At 38.3% G+C, this 18,450-nt stretch carries 15 protein-coding genes; 1 reads left to right on the forward strand and 14 read right to left on the reverse strand.

The genetic code is table 11. The annotated features are described in order from the left end of the window. Positions 1-307: 307 nt before the first annotated feature. Entirely contained in the window at positions 308-2,962 is a 2,655-nt protein-coding gene (locus BV906_RS08125) for a cation-translocating P-type ATPase (protein WP_087972965.1), read from the reverse strand. 96 nt (positions 2,963-3,058) lie between these two features. Here BV906_RS08125 and BV906_RS08130 point away from each other — a divergent pair, with 96 nt between their 5' ends. Next, complete coding sequence (locus BV906_RS08130) at positions 3,059-4,771, forward strand: Rqc2 family fibronectin-binding protein (protein WP_087972966.1); 1,713 nt, start codon at positions 3,059-3,061, stop codon at positions 4,769-4,771. Positions 4,772-4,798: 27 nt separating this feature from the next. Here BV906_RS08130 and BV906_RS08135 read toward each other — a convergent pair whose 3' ends face one another. The 13 genes from BV906_RS08135 to lspA all read right to left on the reverse strand — a co-directional run bounded on the left by BV906_RS08135 (position 4,799) and on the right by lspA (position 18,393). Further along, positions 4,799-5,227 carry an organic hydroperoxide resistance protein gene (locus tag BV906_RS08135; protein WP_087972967.1) on the reverse strand — a complete coding sequence of 143 codons (429 nt, stop codon included), beginning with the start codon at positions 5,225-5,227 and terminating at the stop codon, positions 4,799-4,801. Positions 5,228-5,309: 82 nt separating this feature from the next. After that, positions 5,310-6,176, reverse strand: a complete 867-nt coding sequence (locus tag BV906_RS08140; protein WP_087972968.1) for a LysR family transcriptional regulator — start codon at positions 6,174-6,176, stop codon at positions 5,310-5,312. A 553-nt stretch (positions 6,177-6,729) separates the two neighbouring features. After that, the gene (gene pyrE / locus BV906_RS08145; protein WP_087972969.1) at positions 6,730-7,344 is read right to left on the reverse strand and encodes an orotate phosphoribosyltransferase; all 615 of its coding nucleotides are present in this window, start codon (positions 7,342-7,344) and stop codon (positions 6,730-6,732) included. Beyond that, entirely contained in the window at positions 7,328-8,041 is a 714-nt protein-coding gene (gene pyrF / locus BV906_RS08150) for an orotidine-5'-phosphate decarboxylase (RefSeq protein ID WP_087972970.1), read from the reverse strand. The genes pyrE and pyrF overlap by 17 nt, the downstream gene beginning before the upstream one ends. Then, a complete protein-coding gene (locus tag BV906_RS08155; RefSeq protein WP_087972971.1) occupies positions 8,038-8,955 on the reverse strand; it encodes a dihydroorotate dehydrogenase in 918 nt (305 codons plus the stop codon). Before BV906_RS08155 ends, pyrF begins: the two co-directional genes overlap by 4 nt. After that, positions 8,952-9,704, reverse strand: a complete 753-nt coding sequence (locus BV906_RS08160) for a dihydroorotate dehydrogenase electron transfer subunit (RefSeq protein ID WP_176330322.1) — start codon at positions 9,702-9,704, stop codon at positions 8,952-8,954. Before BV906_RS08160 ends, BV906_RS08155 begins: the two co-directional genes overlap by 4 nt. Further along, the gene (gene carB, locus BV906_RS08165) at positions 9,704-12,907 is read right to left on the reverse strand and encodes a carbamoyl-phosphate synthase large subunit (protein WP_087972973.1); all 3,204 of its coding nucleotides are present in this window, start codon (positions 12,905-12,907) and stop codon (positions 9,704-9,706) included. The genes BV906_RS08160 and carB overlap by 1 nt, the downstream gene beginning before the upstream one ends. After that, a complete protein-coding gene (locus BV906_RS08170) occupies positions 12,900-14,000 on the reverse strand; it encodes a carbamoyl phosphate synthase small subunit (protein ID WP_087972974.1) in 1,101 nt (366 codons plus the stop codon). Before BV906_RS08170 ends, carB begins: the two co-directional genes overlap by 8 nt. Beyond that, a complete protein-coding gene (locus BV906_RS08175; protein ID WP_087972975.1) occupies positions 13,993-15,276 on the reverse strand; it encodes a dihydroorotase in 1,284 nt (427 codons plus the stop codon). Before BV906_RS08175 ends, BV906_RS08170 begins: the two co-directional genes overlap by 8 nt. Then, complete coding sequence (locus tag BV906_RS08180) at positions 15,230-16,159, reverse strand: aspartate carbamoyltransferase catalytic subunit (protein WP_087972976.1); 930 nt, start codon at positions 16,157-16,159, stop codon at positions 15,230-15,232. Before BV906_RS08180 ends, BV906_RS08175 begins: the two co-directional genes overlap by 47 nt. A 144-nt stretch (positions 16,160-16,303) precedes the next feature. Continuing rightward, positions 16,304-16,846 carry a bifunctional pyr operon transcriptional regulator/uracil phosphoribosyltransferase PyrR gene (gene pyrR / locus BV906_RS08185; RefSeq protein WP_087973542.1) on the reverse strand — a complete coding sequence of 181 codons (543 nt, stop codon included), beginning with the start codon at positions 16,844-16,846 and terminating at the stop codon, positions 16,304-16,306. Between the two features lie 162 nt (positions 16,847-17,008). Next, positions 17,009-17,920 carry an RluA family pseudouridine synthase gene (locus BV906_RS08190; protein WP_087972978.1) on the reverse strand — a complete coding sequence of 304 codons (912 nt, stop codon included), beginning with the start codon at positions 17,918-17,920 and terminating at the stop codon, positions 17,009-17,011. Beyond that, complete coding sequence (gene lspA / locus BV906_RS08195) at positions 17,917-18,393, reverse strand: signal peptidase II (protein ID WP_087972980.1); 477 nt, start codon at positions 18,391-18,393, stop codon at positions 17,917-17,919. The genes BV906_RS08190 and lspA overlap by 4 nt, the downstream gene beginning before the upstream one ends. Between the last annotated feature and the right edge of the window lie 57 nt (positions 18,394-18,450).

An 18,450-nucleotide genomic window follows, 5' to 3' on the forward strand; every position in this document is an offset into this window, starting at 1 on the left:
TTCCCCCTCGAATAAACTAAAACGACACTATATGTATGTGATAGTACCATTATACTTTATTCGAGCAGAAATTTACACTCTTAAATATAACAAATGGAAAAGCAGCTCAACAACTCGCACGTCTTCTTTCATTTTTCCAATCTTTTTCTTTTGGAAAACGATCCAGTTGTCATTTTTATCACATTATCTTCCATTATGCGTGTTCCACAGCTAGTCTAAACCTATTATACCATTTATAATTCTATTTAGAAAATAAATTAAAACCGGAAATGCCCATGATTTAGCAGTTCCGGTTTTAGATGTGTTTCTATTTTTTAGTGAAACCAAATAATACAGTTGGGATAGCAGCTAATGCAATAATTAACATCCAGTCTCTAAAGCTAAGGCTGACAGTGTGAAAGATTGGCTGTAATGGCGGCCAGTAAATAACGACAAGCAAGAGTAACAATGATGATACGACCGCGAAAACAAGATAAATATTTTCAAAAGGATTTCTGGAAAAAATAGAATGCTCACTTCTACAGTCAAACACATGGATCAGTTGAGCAAGTACAAGTGTTGTAAACGCTGTTGTCTGGGCGAAGATTAAGTTATCGGGGTTATTATCATATGTTATGATAAACCCGATTAAGGTTACAATTCCAATTAAAATTCCTCTGCTGATGATTTTATAGCCCAATCCTCTTGAGAAAATACCTTCACGGGGATTCCTAGGAGTCCGCTTCATGACATCCCCTTCAGCTTTGTCAAGACCAAGTGCCATTGCTGGAAGTCCATCTGTAACTAGATTCACCCATAGGATTTGTACTGGTATAAGTGGGAGCGGCAATCCAAGCAACATGGCAAAAAGCATGACAAGTATTTCACCCACATTGGAAGCCAACAAATACCTAATGAATTTACGAATGTTTTCATAAATATTTCTTCCTTCCTGAATGGCTGATTTTATCGTAGCAAAATTATCATCCATTAATACCAAGGAAGAGGCTTCCTTCGTTACATCTGTTCCACTTATTCCCATACTGATACCAATATCACTTGCTTTGATTGCTGGTGCATCATTGACCCCATCCCCTGTCATTGCAACGATATGACCTTTTTCTTGAAATGCCTTTACAATCTTTAGCTTATGTTCTGGTGTCACACGAGCAAAAACATACGTATCATCTATTACATTACTTAGGTCCTCTGCAGTCATTTTATTCAGTTGATGACCTTCGAGTACAAGACCATTTTCAGGTAGCAAATTCAAGTTTTTGGCAATGGCGCGTGCTGTATTTACATGATCACCTGTAATCATGACTGTTTTTATTCCGGCTTCCATACATTCTTTTATGGCCGTCTTTACTTCTTTTCTTGGAGGATCCATTAATCCGTATAAACCAATAAATGTCAGTTCATCCTCAAGAAGTGCCGAATCCAGTGCTGTACTAGCTGAAATTGATTTCATACTGATTGCTATCGTTCTTAATGCCTTACCTGCCATAGTATTGATGGCATTTTCAATCTGGACTTTATTTTGGTTTTTCAGCAGTTTTCTTCCGTCTTTGTCCAAGAAGAAGGATGATCGTGGAAGCAATACATCTGGTGCTCCTTTTGTTATCAGGAAGCGCATTTTATTTTTATCCTCAACAACGACACTCATTCTTTTTCTATCTGAGTCAAATGGAAACTCTTTAATAATCCGGTAATCTTCACCAAGGTCGGCTGTTAATCCCATTTTTCTTGCAGCGACGAGCAGTGCCCCATCAGTTGGATCACCATCAATATAATTCTTACCTTTCTTCACAAGCAATGATGCATTATTGCATAGCATACCGTTTAACAGCATATTTTCAAGGTTTGGATAGGATTGATCGACTTTATTTCGATCAAGGAAGTAATCACCATCTATTTGATATCCATCACCTGAAACATATAAATATTCACCATTGAGATAAATTTCTTTAACTGTCATTTGATTTTCGGTCATTGTTCCTGTCTTATCGGAGCAGATCACAGATGCACAGCCAAGTGTCTCAACGGCTGAAAGCTTTCTTACAATTGCTTTCTTACGGATCATACGTTGGACACCAAGAGATAGAGCTACAGTTACAATTGCAGGCAATCCCTCTGGAATGGCAGCAACAGCTAAAGAGACACCCGCAAGAAACATTTCATACATTGGATGGCCTTGAATTATTCCAAGCCCTGCAACGAGTACTGTTAGAAGTAATGCAACAACGATCAGTATCTTTCCAAGTTGTGCCAGTTTCATTTCAAGTGGCGTTATCGTCTTTTTCGTGTTAGCCATAAGGGATGCAATTTGCCCCATTACAGTATTCATACCCGTTCCAACAACAATCCCAACACCAGATCCTCGCGTTACAAGTGTTCCCATAAAACCCATATTTGTCTGATCTTGAACATCAAGATTGTCCTTTTGGATTCCTGTAGCATGCTTACTCACGGGTAAAGATTCACCTGTGAGTGCGGATTCTTCAGTCTCCATACTAGTTGATTTAACAATCCGGATATCAGCAGGGATACGGTCACCACTATTTACTTTAACAACATCCCCTACGACAACATCCCGTGAGGAAATTTTCTCCCAAGCTTCATTTCTTAAGACATTGGCCATTGGTGCAGATAATTCCTTTAATTTTTCCAATGAATTTTCTGCTTTTTGTTCCTGAAAATACCCAATAAATCCGTTAATAAATACAATCACCATAATTGCGATGGCATCAATATACTCCCCTAGCAATCCTGCTATCAATGTAGCAGCAAGTAAAACAATAACCATGAAATCTTGAAACTGTTTTAGGAAAATAAGCCATTTAGACGTATTCTTTTTAGCTTCCAGAACATTTTCACCATATTGTTTCCGGCGCTCTTCTACCTGTTTAGTGGTCAGTCCCCTATTTGCTGTGACAAGTAACTTCTGTTCAACTTTTTCTGCATCCAACTGATACCAATTCATCTGCATTCCTCCGCGCATTTAGATAGTACAAGCTATTAATCCATATCTATGCATATCCATAAGAAAAAATGCTATAATTGCGTACGAGGTGATTTTATGCCATTCGATGGTATCGTAACAAGAGCAGTTACAGAAGAATTAAAAGATAAATTAATTCCAGGTAAAATAACTAAAATATATCAGCCCACATCTTCTGAGCTCGTATTCACGATCAGAAGCCAGGGGAAAAACCATACATTACTATTTTCCGTACACTCAACATATGCCAGATTTCATTTAACAAATGATACATACACAAACCCTAAAGAACCACCAATGTTTTGTATGGTATTAAGAAAACATCTGTCTGGTGCCATTTTAGAAGATATCGAGCAACATGGTATGGAACGCATCATTACCTTCTCCATTAAAACGAGAAATGAGCTTGGGGATCTCAGTCATAAATTGCTTGTTGTAGAATTAATGGGTAAACATAGCAATGTAATGATTGTTGACAAAGATAAAGGCCATATTATAGATAGTATTAAACATATTTCCATGACACAAAACAGACACCGTACAATTATGCCTGGTCAGGAATATATATTGCCACCATCCCAAAATAAATTGAATCCTTTGGAGATAGATGGAGAACAACTTATTCGTAAAATCGACTTTAATGCTGGTAAAATCGACAGACAATTGGTTGGTATTCTGGATGGTTTCTCACCCTTTATTACGAATGAAATAACGAGTCGTGTTAATTTCGGCTCCAATGAAGTTTATATAGAAAAGTTCACAGAAATCAGGCAGCAGCTTATTCGTCATGAATATAATCCTGCAATATATCGTAATAGCAAGGAAGACTTCCATGTTCTACCAATCACTTCTCATCAAGGTGAAAAGGTGGAATTTGAAAATGCTAATGTAATGCTCGACACATTCTATTCTGGTAAAGCTGAACGCGATCGTGTCAAACAACAGGCAAAGGATTTATATCGTTTTATAAAAAATGAAAAAAACAAAAATGAACGGAAATTAAAAAAGCATCTGCAGACGATTAAGAAGGCAGAAAAAGCCAACCACTTTCAAAAAATGGGTGAGCTGCTTACCGCACATATGCATCTCGTTAAACAAGGTGATTCCACCATTACTGTTACAGACTATTATGATCCAGATCAAGCTGAACTTGTTATTGATTTAAATCCGAATAAAACTCCAAGTGAAAATGCACAGAGCTTCTTTAAAACGTATCAAAAGCTAAAAACATCAAAGCAGGTAGTTGAAAAAGAAATTATTCGCACGAATAGCGAAATAGACTATCTTGATCAATTATTGCAACAGATCGATGTTGCTGGTGTGGAAGACATTGATGAAATTCGTGAGGAACTCCGTGAAGAAGGTTATCTTAAAAAGCAAAGAACAAAAGGAAAAAAGAAAAACAAACCTGTAAAGCCTGTACCTGAAGAATATGCAGCAACTGATGGTACGATGATTCTTGTAGGTAAAAATAATAAACAAAATGAATATGCAACAACAAAACTGGCTCACCGTGACGATACATGGTTGCATACGAAGGATATTCCTGGTTCGCATGTTATTATCCGTTCAAAGGAAATAGGTCAGCAAACACTATTGGAAGCTGCTGAACTTGCAGCATATTTCAGCAAATCACAAAATTCATCATCTGTTCCGGTTGACTATACAACCATTCGTCACGTCAAAAAACCAAATGGTGCAAAGCCCGGCTATGTCACCTACGATAATCAAAAAACAATATATGTTACACCATCAAAAGAAACAGTCGATAAGTTAAAGAAAAAAGGATGATCCATTATGGACCATCCTTTTTTTGCTTTAATTTTCGATTGCCTGTGGATTCAACTTAACGTCAATATTTCCTCTTGTCGCTTTGGAATATGGACATACTTTGTGGGCTGCTTCCGCCAACTCATCTGCCTCTTCAGGATTAACCCCGTCTATCTTAATATTTAATGTTACACCTATTTTATTCCCACCATCTTCTTCATCTTTCATAAAGCTGACATCTGCAGTCGTTTCAGAGTTGATTTTTTTATTTTGTTGGGTTGCAACCAAATTCAGTGCCCCATCATAACATGCTGCATAACCCGCAGCAAATAATTGTTCTGGGTTGGATCCCTTTTTATCAGAATTCCCTTTTGCCGGGTTTACTAATTCTAAATCTATTAAACCATCATCCGATTTCACATGTCCTTCTCTACCGTTTTTTGCTGCTGCACTTGATGTAAAAATAATATCGCTCATCTAATCCACTCCTTTTATTCTTCTACAAGTAGTGTTCCACTAATTAGAATTAGTTAAACATTTTGCGAAAATAGGATACAGATTATTGTGAGAGAAACTGTGTGTTTGTCAATAATTTTATAAAGTGATCTACTTGCGGCAATTTACGGATACCCTCCTGATAGCAAACCCATGTGTCTCTTGTCACACTTTTTCCTTCTACCTCAAGGGGAATATGTGGGTAGCTATCCTTCATTGAATCTGAAACACTTTCAGGTAAAACCGCCATGCCAATTCCTTGCTTCATAAATTGTTTGCATGTCTCTATCTGATCCACTGTCATTGTTTTCAATGGCTTTATACGGTCTTGATGATGGTATAGCCAGTTATCAACAAGTTCATGCATGCTATCATCACTTTTAAAAGAAATCAATGGCCTTTCTTTCAAACTGTCATGTGGAAAGGCTTCCGTATCAAACATGTACAATGGATCATCAAATAAACGAATGGATGTTGTTTCCTTTAACTTTTCACCTCTGATAATACAAACATGGTACTTCTTATGGTCACGTCTTATATCCTCACTAATCCCTGTTACAAGGTCTATGGCAACCTTTGGATAGCGATTAGTGAATTCACCGAGTATTGCGGGAAGGAAGCGTTGACTGATCAAGGAAGAGCAAGCTATTGATAATGTTCCCTGTACCTCTTTCCCTGATTCTGCAAGCTTATTTTTCAATTTCCTCTCTTGATTCATTACTCTTTCTGCATGTTCGATAATTATTTCACCGCTTGGTGTAGGAATTAATCGTTTAGATGTGCGTATAAAGATAGGCACTCCAAAATATTCCTCAATATATTTTAATCTTTGTGTTACTGCTGGCTGTGAAATCAAAATAACCTTTGCCGTTCCCCTAATTGTTCCAACTTCATTCAACTTTAAAAGCAGTTCATAGTCATCTATTTTCATATATGCCACCTCGTTGATAAGTAATTATTATCACTTTTAATTATACATTATCTTTTTGGTTATTGCATAAGACTCTTTGATTAATGTTTGGGACTACGATTACTCGTCCCACCTAACAGATATGTTGTTTTATAACGATCATTGTTGAGATGTGAACTAAGATAAGAAACTCCGGCGACCGCTCTGGGAAATATTCTTGCGGGTGGCTAGTGTGCCTCTTTTCCCGTTCTCCGTGTATTTCCCAGAGCTGGTTTTAAGCTTGCAATGGATTAACTGCTTAGTGATCGTCATAAAAATCACATCACACATCTTCACCAGTCCGGGTGAGCGGAGGGCGGTGACTCCTGCGGGAAAAGCACGTGTCCCGAAGTCACCAAAGAGTGGTTTTCTCTTTGGTGACTGAGGCCGTGCCCTAAGGTGTGCATCCCGCCCGGAGCGAATCCGGACGACGGGAAGAGCACATACCTATAAAAAAACAGCCTTGTATAAAAATCTATCCAAATAAAAAATGATCACAAATTTGTGATCACTTTTAAATATTCTAAACAATTTTCTATAAGCTATTACGCCAATCCAGCAATTCTGCTTTAGCATCGATATTCAATTTGTCGTCATCCACAAGAACTTCTACAAGTTCATCAAAGTTTGTTATCGTTTCAAATGGAATATTTGCTTCGTCAAACTGCCTGCTTGCTTTTTTTAGGCCATACGTAAAGATAGCCAAGACACTTAATACATCCGCACCTTCTGCCTGTAATGCTTTTGCGGAATCGATGGAAGAGCCACCAGTAGAGATTAAATCCTCGATAACCAAAACTTTTTGCCCTTGTTTAATTTCTCCCTCAATCTGATTTCCTTTGCCATGCTCTTTCGGTTTGGAACGGACATAAACCATTGGAAGATTCAGGCGATCTGCAAGCCAAGCAGCATGGGGAATTCCTGCTGTTGCACAGCCTGCAATCACGTCTGGCTTTTCCTCCATTGCAGCTGCTTTTTCAGCAAATGCCTCAGAAATCTTTTTACGGATATCCGGATGGGACATCGTTAGTCGATTATCACAATAGATTGGTGACTTGATTCCAGAAGTCCATGTGAAATAATTTTCTGCGTTAATTTGTACTGCTTTAATTTCAAGTAAATCTCTTGCTAGTTCATCCTTTAATGCCATTGTTCCACTCCTCCACTGCTTGTTGATATGCCTGATACGGATCTTCTGCTTTTGTTACACTTCTGCCAATAACAATATAGTCTGAGCCGTTCTCGCTTGCAAATTCTGGCGTAGCAATTCTTTTTTGATCATTACTGTCTGAATCTTTTAAGCGAATTCCTGGTGTTACTGTTAGAAAAGAATCACCACAATCTTGTTTAATTCGAGTTGCCTCATAAACCGAACATACAACACCATCCGCACTACTGTCTTTAGCAAATTTGGCAAAATATGCAGCATTATCTTCCAGACTACCTGGTATTCGTAATTGATTTTGAAGTGTAGACTCGTCCATTGAAGTCAAAACAGTCACTGCAATTAGCTTTGTGTCCTGATTTTGACTTCCTGCAACAAGCCCCTCTTTGGCAAATTTAATCATTTCACTACCGCCAAGTGCATGTACATTTGTTAAATCGACCCCTAGCTTGCCAATGTTTTTCATTGCACGCATGACTGTTGTCGGTATATCATGCAATTTCAAATCAAGAAAGATCGGATGGTTATCCTGCTTTAGCTTTTCAATAACGGATGGTCCTTCTTTATAAAAGAGCTCCATCCCTACTTTGACAGGAACCCCTTGAAATTGATGGTCTTCAAGGAATCGCTTTGTTTCCTCCCAATCCGGGAAATCCAATGCCAAGTAAATATGGTTATTCATGCTTGTACAATCCCCTTCCCTATTGCATCCTGGACGGAATCAAAGCCGTATTTTTGCAGTGTTTCTGGTAGTGCTTCAATAATTTCTGGGCATACATATGGATTATTAAAATTCGCAGTTCCAACAGCAACCGCACTTGCACCAGCAAGTAAAAATTCGAGCACATCTTCTGCGGTACTGACACCACCCATACCAATAATTGGGATGGATACATGTTGTTTCACTTCATAAATCATGCGAATGGCAACGGGCTTAATTGCAGGTCCGGAAAGGCCACCTGTTTGATTGGCTATTAATGGTTTTTTGGAAGGCAAGTGGATCTGCATCCCTGTTAATGTATTTATCATTGAAAGTCCATCTGCTCCAGCAGCTTCAACCGCTTTTGCCATTTCCACAACATTCGTTACATTAGGTGATAGCTTGACATAGACTGGTAACCGACTTGCTTTCTTAACGGCCTCCGTAACTTTTGCCGCCATACCGGGATCAGTACCAAATTGGATTCCACCCTCTTTCACATTTGGACAAGAGATATTTAATTCAAGCGCGTGTACATCGTCTGTCTGATTGAAGGCATTAGCCACTTTCTCATATTCTTCAAGCGTACTCCCCGCGATATTAGCGATTATCGATGTATCATAGTTTGCCAGAAATGGAACTTCATTTTCGATTATCTTTTCAACACCAGGGTTTTGCAAACCAATTGCATTCAGCATACCTGACGCGGTTTCAGCAACCCGTGGTGTGGGATTGCCAAATCTTTCAGTCCCTGTTGCTGCTTTCATCATCACTGCACCGAGCTTGCTTAAGTCATAAAATTTACTGTACTCCCTACCAAATGCAAAACATCCGGAAGCAGGCATAATCGGGTTCTTCAGTTCAAGTCCAGGCAGATTAACTGCTAGATTGTTCATAGGGACACCTCCTCGGCATGAAAGACTGGTCCATCACTACAGATTTTTTTATATCCGCCTGATTTCTTTGTAGGTATCACACAAGCCATACATGCACCAACACCACACCCCATTCGTTCTTCTAAAGAAATCATTCCAGGCTTGCCTTTAAGTTTTGTAGTAATAGCTTTTAACATTGGTAGAGGTCCACAGGAATAGTAACTGTCAAAATCTCCTGCCATCTTCACAACATCTGTGACAAATCCTTTCTCTCCATAGGATCCGTCATCTGTAACAACATAATTTCTTCCTAAATTACTGAACTTTTCTTCGTAAAATACATAGTCCTTTGTTTGAAATCCTAATATCGAGATAATCTCTATATTTTTTTCTGCCAATGTTTTACCGAGATAATAGAGGGGAGGTACACCGATCCCTCCACCTATTAATAGAATGGTTGATTTTTGTTGATCATCAATTTGAAATCCATTTCCATTCGGACCTAGTACATCAAGTGACATACCAGGAGTTAATGTTGCAAGCTTTGCCGTTCCTGAACCTACTACTTTAAATAGAATAGTTATTGTATTCTTTTCTTTATTTATATCTGCAATTGAGATTGGTCTCCTGAGCATATGTCCTTCAACAGATACATGCAGAAACTGACCTGGTTTTGCTGTTTGACTAATATATGCATTTTCCACAACCATTTCAATCGTATCGAGTGCAATTTGCCGGAAGGAGTTTATAAGCACTTTCTCTTTTTTCATCATTGAACAACTACCTCTGTGTGGCCCATTGGTTTGGCTCCAAATGTTGTTGAATCGATCACATTAAGAATGGCATTTGCTGTATCCATGTTCGTTAAACATGCAATTCCATGTTCGACTGCTTCTCTTCGAATCAAGAATCCATCAGATCTCGTCTTTTTGCCTGAGTTAAGTGTATTTACAACAAATTGAACCTGTGCTTTTTCGATGATAGAAAGAACATTTGGTTCTGTTGCACCAATTTTTGCCACTTCAACAACTGGAATCCCTCCAGCATTTCTCACATATTTCGCAGTTCCTTCTGTTGCATAAAGAAGGAATCCAAGCTCGTGGAACCGTTCTGCAATTTCGAGCATTTCCGCTTTATCTTTATCGGCAACAGTAAGTAGAACGCCGCCTTCTTGTGGCACAGTCAGTCCTGCTGCAATTAAACCTTTATACAATGCTTTTTCCAATGTTTTGTCATAGCCGATCGCTTCACCGGTCGATTTCATTTCAGGTCCTAAAATGGTATCCACACTGCGAAGTTTTTCAAAAGAAAATACCGGTATTTTAACGGAGACTTGTTTTTGCTCAGGTAATATACCCGTTTGATAACCTAAATCTTTTAGTTTTGTTCCTAAAATACACTTTGTTGCCAAATTTGCCATTGTAACACCTGTTATTTTACTCAGGAAAGGTATCGTTCTGCTTGCACGTGGATTTACTTCCAGGATGTATACATCTTCCCCGCGAATAATGAACTGGATATTGATCAATCCTTTTACATGAAGTGCATTTGCAATTTTCTCTGCAGCGTCCATACATTTTTGTTTTACTGCTGCACTAAGTCGTTGTGGTGGGTATACTGCCATCGAATCTCCAGAGTGTACCCCAGCACGTTCGATGTGTTCCATTATTCCTGGTATAATTGTCGTTTCTCCATCACTGATTGCATCGACTTCTGCTTCGATTCCTGTAAGATATTTGTCAATAAGGATTGGGTGCTCAGGATCGATATTATCTGATTTGGCAAGATACGTACGTAATTCTGTATCATCATAAACAATTTCCATTTTGCTTCCACCGATAACATAAGAAGGTCTAACAAGTACCGGATAACCAATCGTATTTGCTACTTCCATTGCTTGATTCAGCTTACGAACAGCTTTTCCATTTGGTCTTAAAAGATTTAATTCATCTAATAAGATTTCAAATTTATCACGGTCTTCCGCGCGATCAATTGCTTCTAGATTTGTTCCTAAAATTTCTACCCCTCTACGTTCCAAACCTGCCGCAAGATTGATTGCTGTTTGACCACCGAACTGTACGATAACCCCTTCTGGTTGTTCCAATTCAATCACATGCATGACATCTTCCAGTGTTAATGGTTCGAAATAAAGCTTGTCGGAAATACTGAAATCGGTTGATACTGTTTCAGGATTATTATTCATAATAATTGCTTCATAACCCATCTCTTTGATGGCGAATACTGAATGCACGGTTGCATAATCAAACTCAATTCCTTGTCCAATCCGAATTGGACCAGAACCAAGCACAAGAATTTTCTTGCGATCAGATGCAATGGATTCATTTTCATCCTCATACGTACTGTAAAAATATGGTGTAACTGATTCAAATTCTGCTGCACATGTATCCACCATTTTGTAGACAGGCTTTATATTAAGGTCCATCCTTTGCGCATAAACATCGTCTATAGTTGTATTCCACAGTCTGGCAATCTGTGCATCTGCAATACCCATTTTTTTTGCTTTTTCAAGCACATGATCAGAGGATGGACTTTTTGCCAACTCATGTTCGAACTGAACAATTCTTTCAATTTTAACTAGGAAAAATCGATCGATTTTAGTTAATTGAAATAGCTTTTCAATCGTAAATCCTCTTCGAAAGGCTTCTGCTATAACAAAGATTCGTTCATCATCAGCTTTTTTCAAGCGTTTTTCTAATGTTTCTTCTGATACTTGGACAAGTGTTTTGAGCCAAAGTTCTTCTGTTCCAAGCTCAAGTGAACGAATACCTTTCAATAAAGATTCTTCAAAAGTACGCCCAATTGCCATAATTTCACCGGTAGCCTTCATTTGGGTACCAAGTCTTCTATCACCCGTTGTAAATTTATCAAAGGGAAACCTTGGGAATTTCGTCACAACATAGTCCAGTGCTGGTTCGAATAAGGAATATGTTTTTCCTGTGATCGGATTAATAATCTCATCAAGTGTGAAACCGACAGCGATTTTCGCGGCCACTTTAGCAATCGGATAGCCTGTAGCTTTCGAAGCAAGTGCTGAAGACCTGCTTACCCGTGGGTTTACTTCGATAATGAAGTACTCAAAACTGTTCGGGTCAAGTGCAAGCTGAACATTACATCCACCTTCTATTTCCAATGCTCGGATAATTTTCAATGAAGCATTTCGCAGCATATGATATTCCCTGTCACTTAATGTTTGTGATGGTGCAACAACAATGGAATCACCAGTATGAATTCCTACAGGATCTATATTTTCCATATTACAGACAACAATAGCCTGGTCATTCTTATCTCGGATTACTTCATATTCAATTTCTTTAAATCCTGCAATATTTCGTTCAATAAGGCATTGACTTACGGGTGATAATGCAAGTCCATTTTTCGTGATTTCTTTTAGTTCCTGCTCACTATAGCACATTCCCCCACCAGTTCCACCAAGCGTGTATGCCGGGCGCACAATCAGTGGATAGCCAATCTCATTAGCAAAATCAACTGCCTGATCCACAGTAGTCACGATGCTGCTTTCGGGAACTGGTTCATTCAATTCCTGCATCAAATCTCTGAATTTCTCACGATCTTCAGCTTTTTGAATAGCCTCCAAAGTTGTTCCAAGCAACTTTACATTGTATTTGGAAAGGATTCCTTTATCCTCGAGGGCAATTGCCAAATTCAAACCAGTCTGACCGCCAAGTGTAGGGAGTAAGGCATCCGGTTGTTCTTTTCGAATAATTTTGGTCAGAAATTCTACTGTTAAAGGTTCCATATAAACTTTATCTGCAACAGTATTATCTGTCATGATTGTTGCTGGATTCGAGTTTGCAAGGATAACCGTATAACCATCTTCCATCAATGCCTGGCATGCTTGAGTACCGGAATAATCGAATTCTGCTGCTTGTCCAATGACAATTGGTCCGGAACCAATAACTAATATTTTCTGGATGTTTGTATTCTTAGGCATATGCTTCCTCCTCGTTTTTCACTTGGTTCTTTTTAATCATATTCAAAAATTCATCGAATAAATAATTTGTATCCTCAGGTCCTGGTGATGCTTCAGGTTGATATTGTACAGAAAATGCTGGGTAGAGTTTATGACTGATACCTTCAACTGTATTGTCATTCAACGAAATTTGCGTTAACTCAAGGTCTGTAGTTTCAAGTGATGCTTCTCTTACTACATAGCTATGATTTTGCGATGTTAAATAAGATTTCGAGTTTTTTATATCTTTAACTGGATGGCTCGCACCACGATGTCCAAATTTCATTTTCTCTGTATCTGCTCCACAAGCAAGTGCAAGTAGTTGGTGACCTAAACCAATTCCAAAAATTGGATTCTTTCCCAATACCTGCTTAATCATCTCAATTGCAACGAGTACATCTTTGGGATTTCCAGGTCCATTCGTGAGCATTATTCCATCCGGTTTTAATCGTAAAATTGCTTCTGCACTATAATCGTGAGGAACAACAGTTATATGGCAATTACGTTTCGTTAATTCTCTGAGAATTCCATGTTTAGCACCCAAATCAACCATTACAATACGCTGCCCACGGCCTGGAACTACATACGGCTTTATTGTTGATGTTTTTTCCACCTGGTCTGTTGGAAGAACGATGTTTCTAACCTTTTCTGCAAGTTCCTCTGCAACTGGTTCCAAATCAGCAATAATTGCTTTCATCGTTCCGTGTTTCTGGATAATTTTTGTCAATTTTCTCGTATCAATTCCTTGGATTCCAGGAATATCATGCGCTTTTAAAAAGTGATCAAGGCTTTCTTCATTCCGGAAATTGGAAGGTGTATCACATACCTCTTTTACAATGAAACCGTGAATAAATGGTGTAACCGTCTCGAAGTCATCCCTGTTGATTCCATAATTTCCTACAAGCGGATATGTCATCATAACAATCTGCCCATAATAGGATGGGTCTGTTATAACTTCTTGGTAACCTGTCATCCCTGTATTGAATACAATCTCCCCAGTTGTCACCCGCTCACTACCGAATCCTTCGCCAATAAATACTGTACCATCTTCCAGAACCAATTGTCTCTTAGCCATGAATATCCTCCTTATAAGCAACCATGCCTTCTGCGATTGTTAATACTGGTATCCCTTGAACATTCCAGTCTTGGAATGGTGTGTTTTTTCCTTTTGAATAAAAAGTTCTTCTATCGATAACGGCTTCTTTCTCAAGATCTACTACCGTAATATCTGCAACACTTCCTTCTTCCAGTATTCCATAAGGAAGATTGAAAACTTCTGCAGGTTTAGTTGTCATCCACTCAACTAGCTGATGGAGTGTAATCTTCCCTGTTTTTACTAGATTTGTATAAAGAAGTGGGAAAGCAGTTTCAAGTCCAACAATACCAAATGGTGCTTTTAGGAATCCTTGTGCTTTTTCATCTACTGCGTGTGGTGCATGGTCAGTCGCAATAAAATCAATTGTTCCGTCCGATAAACCTTCCAATAATGCGTTCTGATCTTCAATGGAACGTAATGGTGGATTCATTTTATAATTTGCATCGTCTGCAAGAATATCTTCTTCATTCATTAGTAAATGATGTGGTGTAACCTCAGCCGTAACGTTAATTCCAGCATTTTTTGCATCACGGATCACTCGGACGGATTCCTTTGTGCTGACATGGCATACGTGATAGTGGCAACCTGCTTTTTCTGCAAGCAGAACATCTCTAGCAATTTGAACCGATTCACTTATGGAAGGAATTCCAGGTAAATTCAGTCTTGTACTTACTTCCCCATCATGTACGACACCACCATATACAATGGAGTTATCTTCACAATGTGCCACAATTGCCTTTCCGCTTGCGGCAGCTTCCTTCATCGCACACAGCATTTGATCTGCTGTCTGTATTCCGACACCGTCATCCGTGAAAGCAAATGCTCCTATTTCACTTAAGTCTTTTATGTTTGTACGTTCTTCACCTTTTAACCCTTTTGTTATTGCTGCATATGGAAGAACTCGGACTACTGCATCCGTTTCTATTTTATCTAAAATTCCTTTAAGAGCTTCTTTACTGTCTGGTACTGGATTCGTATTTGGCATTGCACAGACAGTAGTATATCCACCACGTGCTGCTGCTTCTGTACCAGTAACGATTGTTTCTTTATGCTCTCCACCTGGCTCGCGAAGATGGATGTGTACATCAATAAATCCTGGTAAAACAAGTTTTCCTTCCAAATCAATGATTTCATCGGCTTCTTCCGTTATTTTCGTATCCACTTTTTCAATAAGACTTCCATTTATTAATATTTCACAGGCTTCCATATTATCTGCTGATAGCAATTGCTTTGCGTTTTTTAAAAGTGTTTTCATTGTAGTTTATCCTCCATTCATTTAATACATTCATCATAATAGCCATTCTCACGTATACACCGTTTTCCATTTGTTTAAATATTCGGGATCGCCTGCATTCAACCAGGTCTGTATCAATCTCAACACCACGGTTAATTGGGGCAGGATGCATGATGATTGCCTTTTCTTTCATCTTTCTTTCCCGCTCTTTCGTTAATCCATAAAGTTTGAGATAATCCGATGTCTCAGCTTTATGGAGGTGTCTTTCGTGTTGTATACGAAGCAGCATAACAACGTCACATGTTTCAACTGCTTCATCAATAGAAATATAAGGAAAATCAAGTTCTTCATCTTCAAATCCCGGAGCAGCACTTAAAAATACATTGGCACCAAGCTTACGAAGTGCAAAAGCATTGGAACGTGCCACTCGACTATGTTTTATATCCCCTACGATAACCACCTTCAGTCCTTCAATACAGCCATATTCCTGATAGATGGTAAGTAAGTCCAACATACATTGTGTTGGATGTTCTTCTTTTCCTGCACCTGCATTAATAATCGGGATTGAAATTCTGCCATCAAGCTCATCAAACCAACTATCAGATTGATGACGAACAATCAGAACATCCGAACCAATTGATTCAAATGTCTTTGCTGTGTCATAAAGTGATTCTCCTTTAAGGACACTAGATGAATCAGAATGAAAATCAAGAATTTCTAATCCTAATTTCTTCTGTGCTACAGCAAAGCTCATCTTTGTCCTTGTGCTCGGTTCAAAAAATAAATTAGCTGCAAATAATTGTTTCGTCAATTTGATTTCATGATTGCGGTAGTATTCCGCTTTTTCCAATATGGAGTAGATATCTTTTACAGTAAGTTGATTAACGGATATAAAATTTTTCAAAAGTTTCTCCTCCTTAAGATGAAGCTATTTTCCCCATAAAAAAACCTCTTTGCAGAAGGCTGCAAAGAGGTACACGTGCAGAATCTACACGCTAGCTCGAACAACCTTTCAAACCTCTCTGGATTTGATTAAAAGTTAGATTATTTAATTTTCATAAATCGAAACCTGATCATTATCATCAATTTCATCAAGTTGAACAACAATAATTTCTTTATCTGATGTTGGGATATTCTTGCCTACGTAATCAGCCCGGATTGGCAGTTCACGATGTCCCCGGTCAACAAGAACAGCGAGTTGAATCTGTGATGGTCTACCAATGTCCATAACTGCATCCATTGCAGCTCTGACAGTTCTTCCAGTATAAAGTACGTCATCAATTAGTATGATATTTTTTCCCGTTAATTCAACATTGATTGTTGCCGATTTAATTTCCGGTTCATTACTTGTATTCGCTTGTTTCAAATCATCTCGGTACATAGTGATATCAAGTTCCCCAAATGGAACTTCTATCGATTCAATTTGTTTGATTTTGTCTTGAATTCGTTTTGCAAGTGGAACACCTCTAGTTTTCACACCTATTAATACAAGGTCTTCGCCACCTTTGTTTTTTTCCAATATTTCATGTGCCATTCTTGTAAGTGCTCTGTTTATGGCAGCCGTATCTAATATTTCCGTCTTCTTCTTCAATGAAAAGCACCTCGATTTCATCTAAAAACCCTTCTTTCCTGATGGAAAAAAGGGTTCACGAGCATACAAATCATACATACCGCTCCCTTTTTAGCCTCACAGGACTATTTTTTAAAGGTCATCTATTTATTGACTTTATTATTTCAAATTCTACACCAAATGTCAATACATTTTTCTAATTGTTTCTAGTGCATCCTGAAACACTTGTGGTGCTTCCACTTCAAATTCCATCCACTCTTCTGTTCTTGGATGAACAAAACCTAGTAATTTCGCATGGAGTGCCTGTCCATCAACATCCAGTGTTTTTCTTTGACCATACTTTTGATCTCCAACTAATGGAAATCCAATATATCGCATATGAACGCGGATTTGGTGGGTACGTCCTGTTTCTAGTTGGCATTCGACATGGGTAAAGTCAGGAAAATGTTTGATTACTTTAAAATGGGTAACTGCAGGCCTTCCATTATCAACAATCCCCATTTTTTGTCTATCTTTCGGGTCCCTCCCGATTGGTGCATCAATCAGACCTGTTTCATGCGTAATTTCGCCATGAACAATTGCTTCATATTTACGCTTAATTTCTTTATTGGAGAGCTGTTCTGATAAATGAACATGGGTGTGGTCATTTTTAGCAACAACTAGCAGTCCGCTCGTATCTTTATCAATGCGATGCACAATCCCCGGTCTTTCAACTTCATTAATACCAGATAAGTCATTGCAGTGATATAGTAAAGCATTGACAAGCGTGCCATTTTGATGTCCTGCAGATGGATGTACGACCATCCCTTTTGGCTTGTTTATTACAAGTAAATCACTATCTTCATAGACAACAGCTAATGGAATATTCTCCGCCTTAACATCTAAAGTCTCTACTTCAGGAATGGACCAATTAATATCATCACCTGTTTGACATTTATAGTTTGCTTTTGCTGCTTCACCATTTACTAAAACGTGATCCTTACCTATCCAATTTTGAATTTGTGAACGGGAACGATCCGGATTAATTTCAGACAACAATTTATCAAGTCTTGTTTTATTTTGAACTTCTGTTACTTTATGATTAAAATAGGTCATTTTTTGCGTTTTTCCTTTCTTTGTTTCATCTCATCGATTATCGTAGCAATAATTACTAATACAACACCAATTGTTAAAGCCGAATCGGCTACATTAAAGATTGGAAAATCATAATTAAAAATAATAAAATCTGCAAAATCAACTACTTCTTGGCGGAAAACACGATCAATAAAATTACCGATTGCACCACCGAGTATTAAACTCAATCCAATTGCTAAAAGCTTATCGTACTTTGCATACTTTTCCATGTAATAAATAATTCCGATTACTACAATGACAGTAACAATATAAAAAAATAACATCTGTCCTTCCAAAATTCCCCAGGCCGCACCTGAATTTCGATGTGATGTAAGATAGAAGAAGTCCTCAATTATTGTTATCTGTTCCCCAAGCTCCATTGATTTAACAATAATCCATTTTGTCAGCTGGTCGATACCAATGATAATCAGTGCAATGACATAATACCAGTGCATCCCATTTCCCCCGATTCCATTTCAAAGTCCTTATTATCTTATACTTTAACTACGTTT

The sequence above is a fragment of the Oceanobacillus rekensis genome (assembly GCF_002153375.1).
Taxonomy (GTDB): Bacteria; Bacillota; Bacilli; order Bacillales; family Amphibacillaceae; genus Oceanobacillus; species Oceanobacillus rekensis.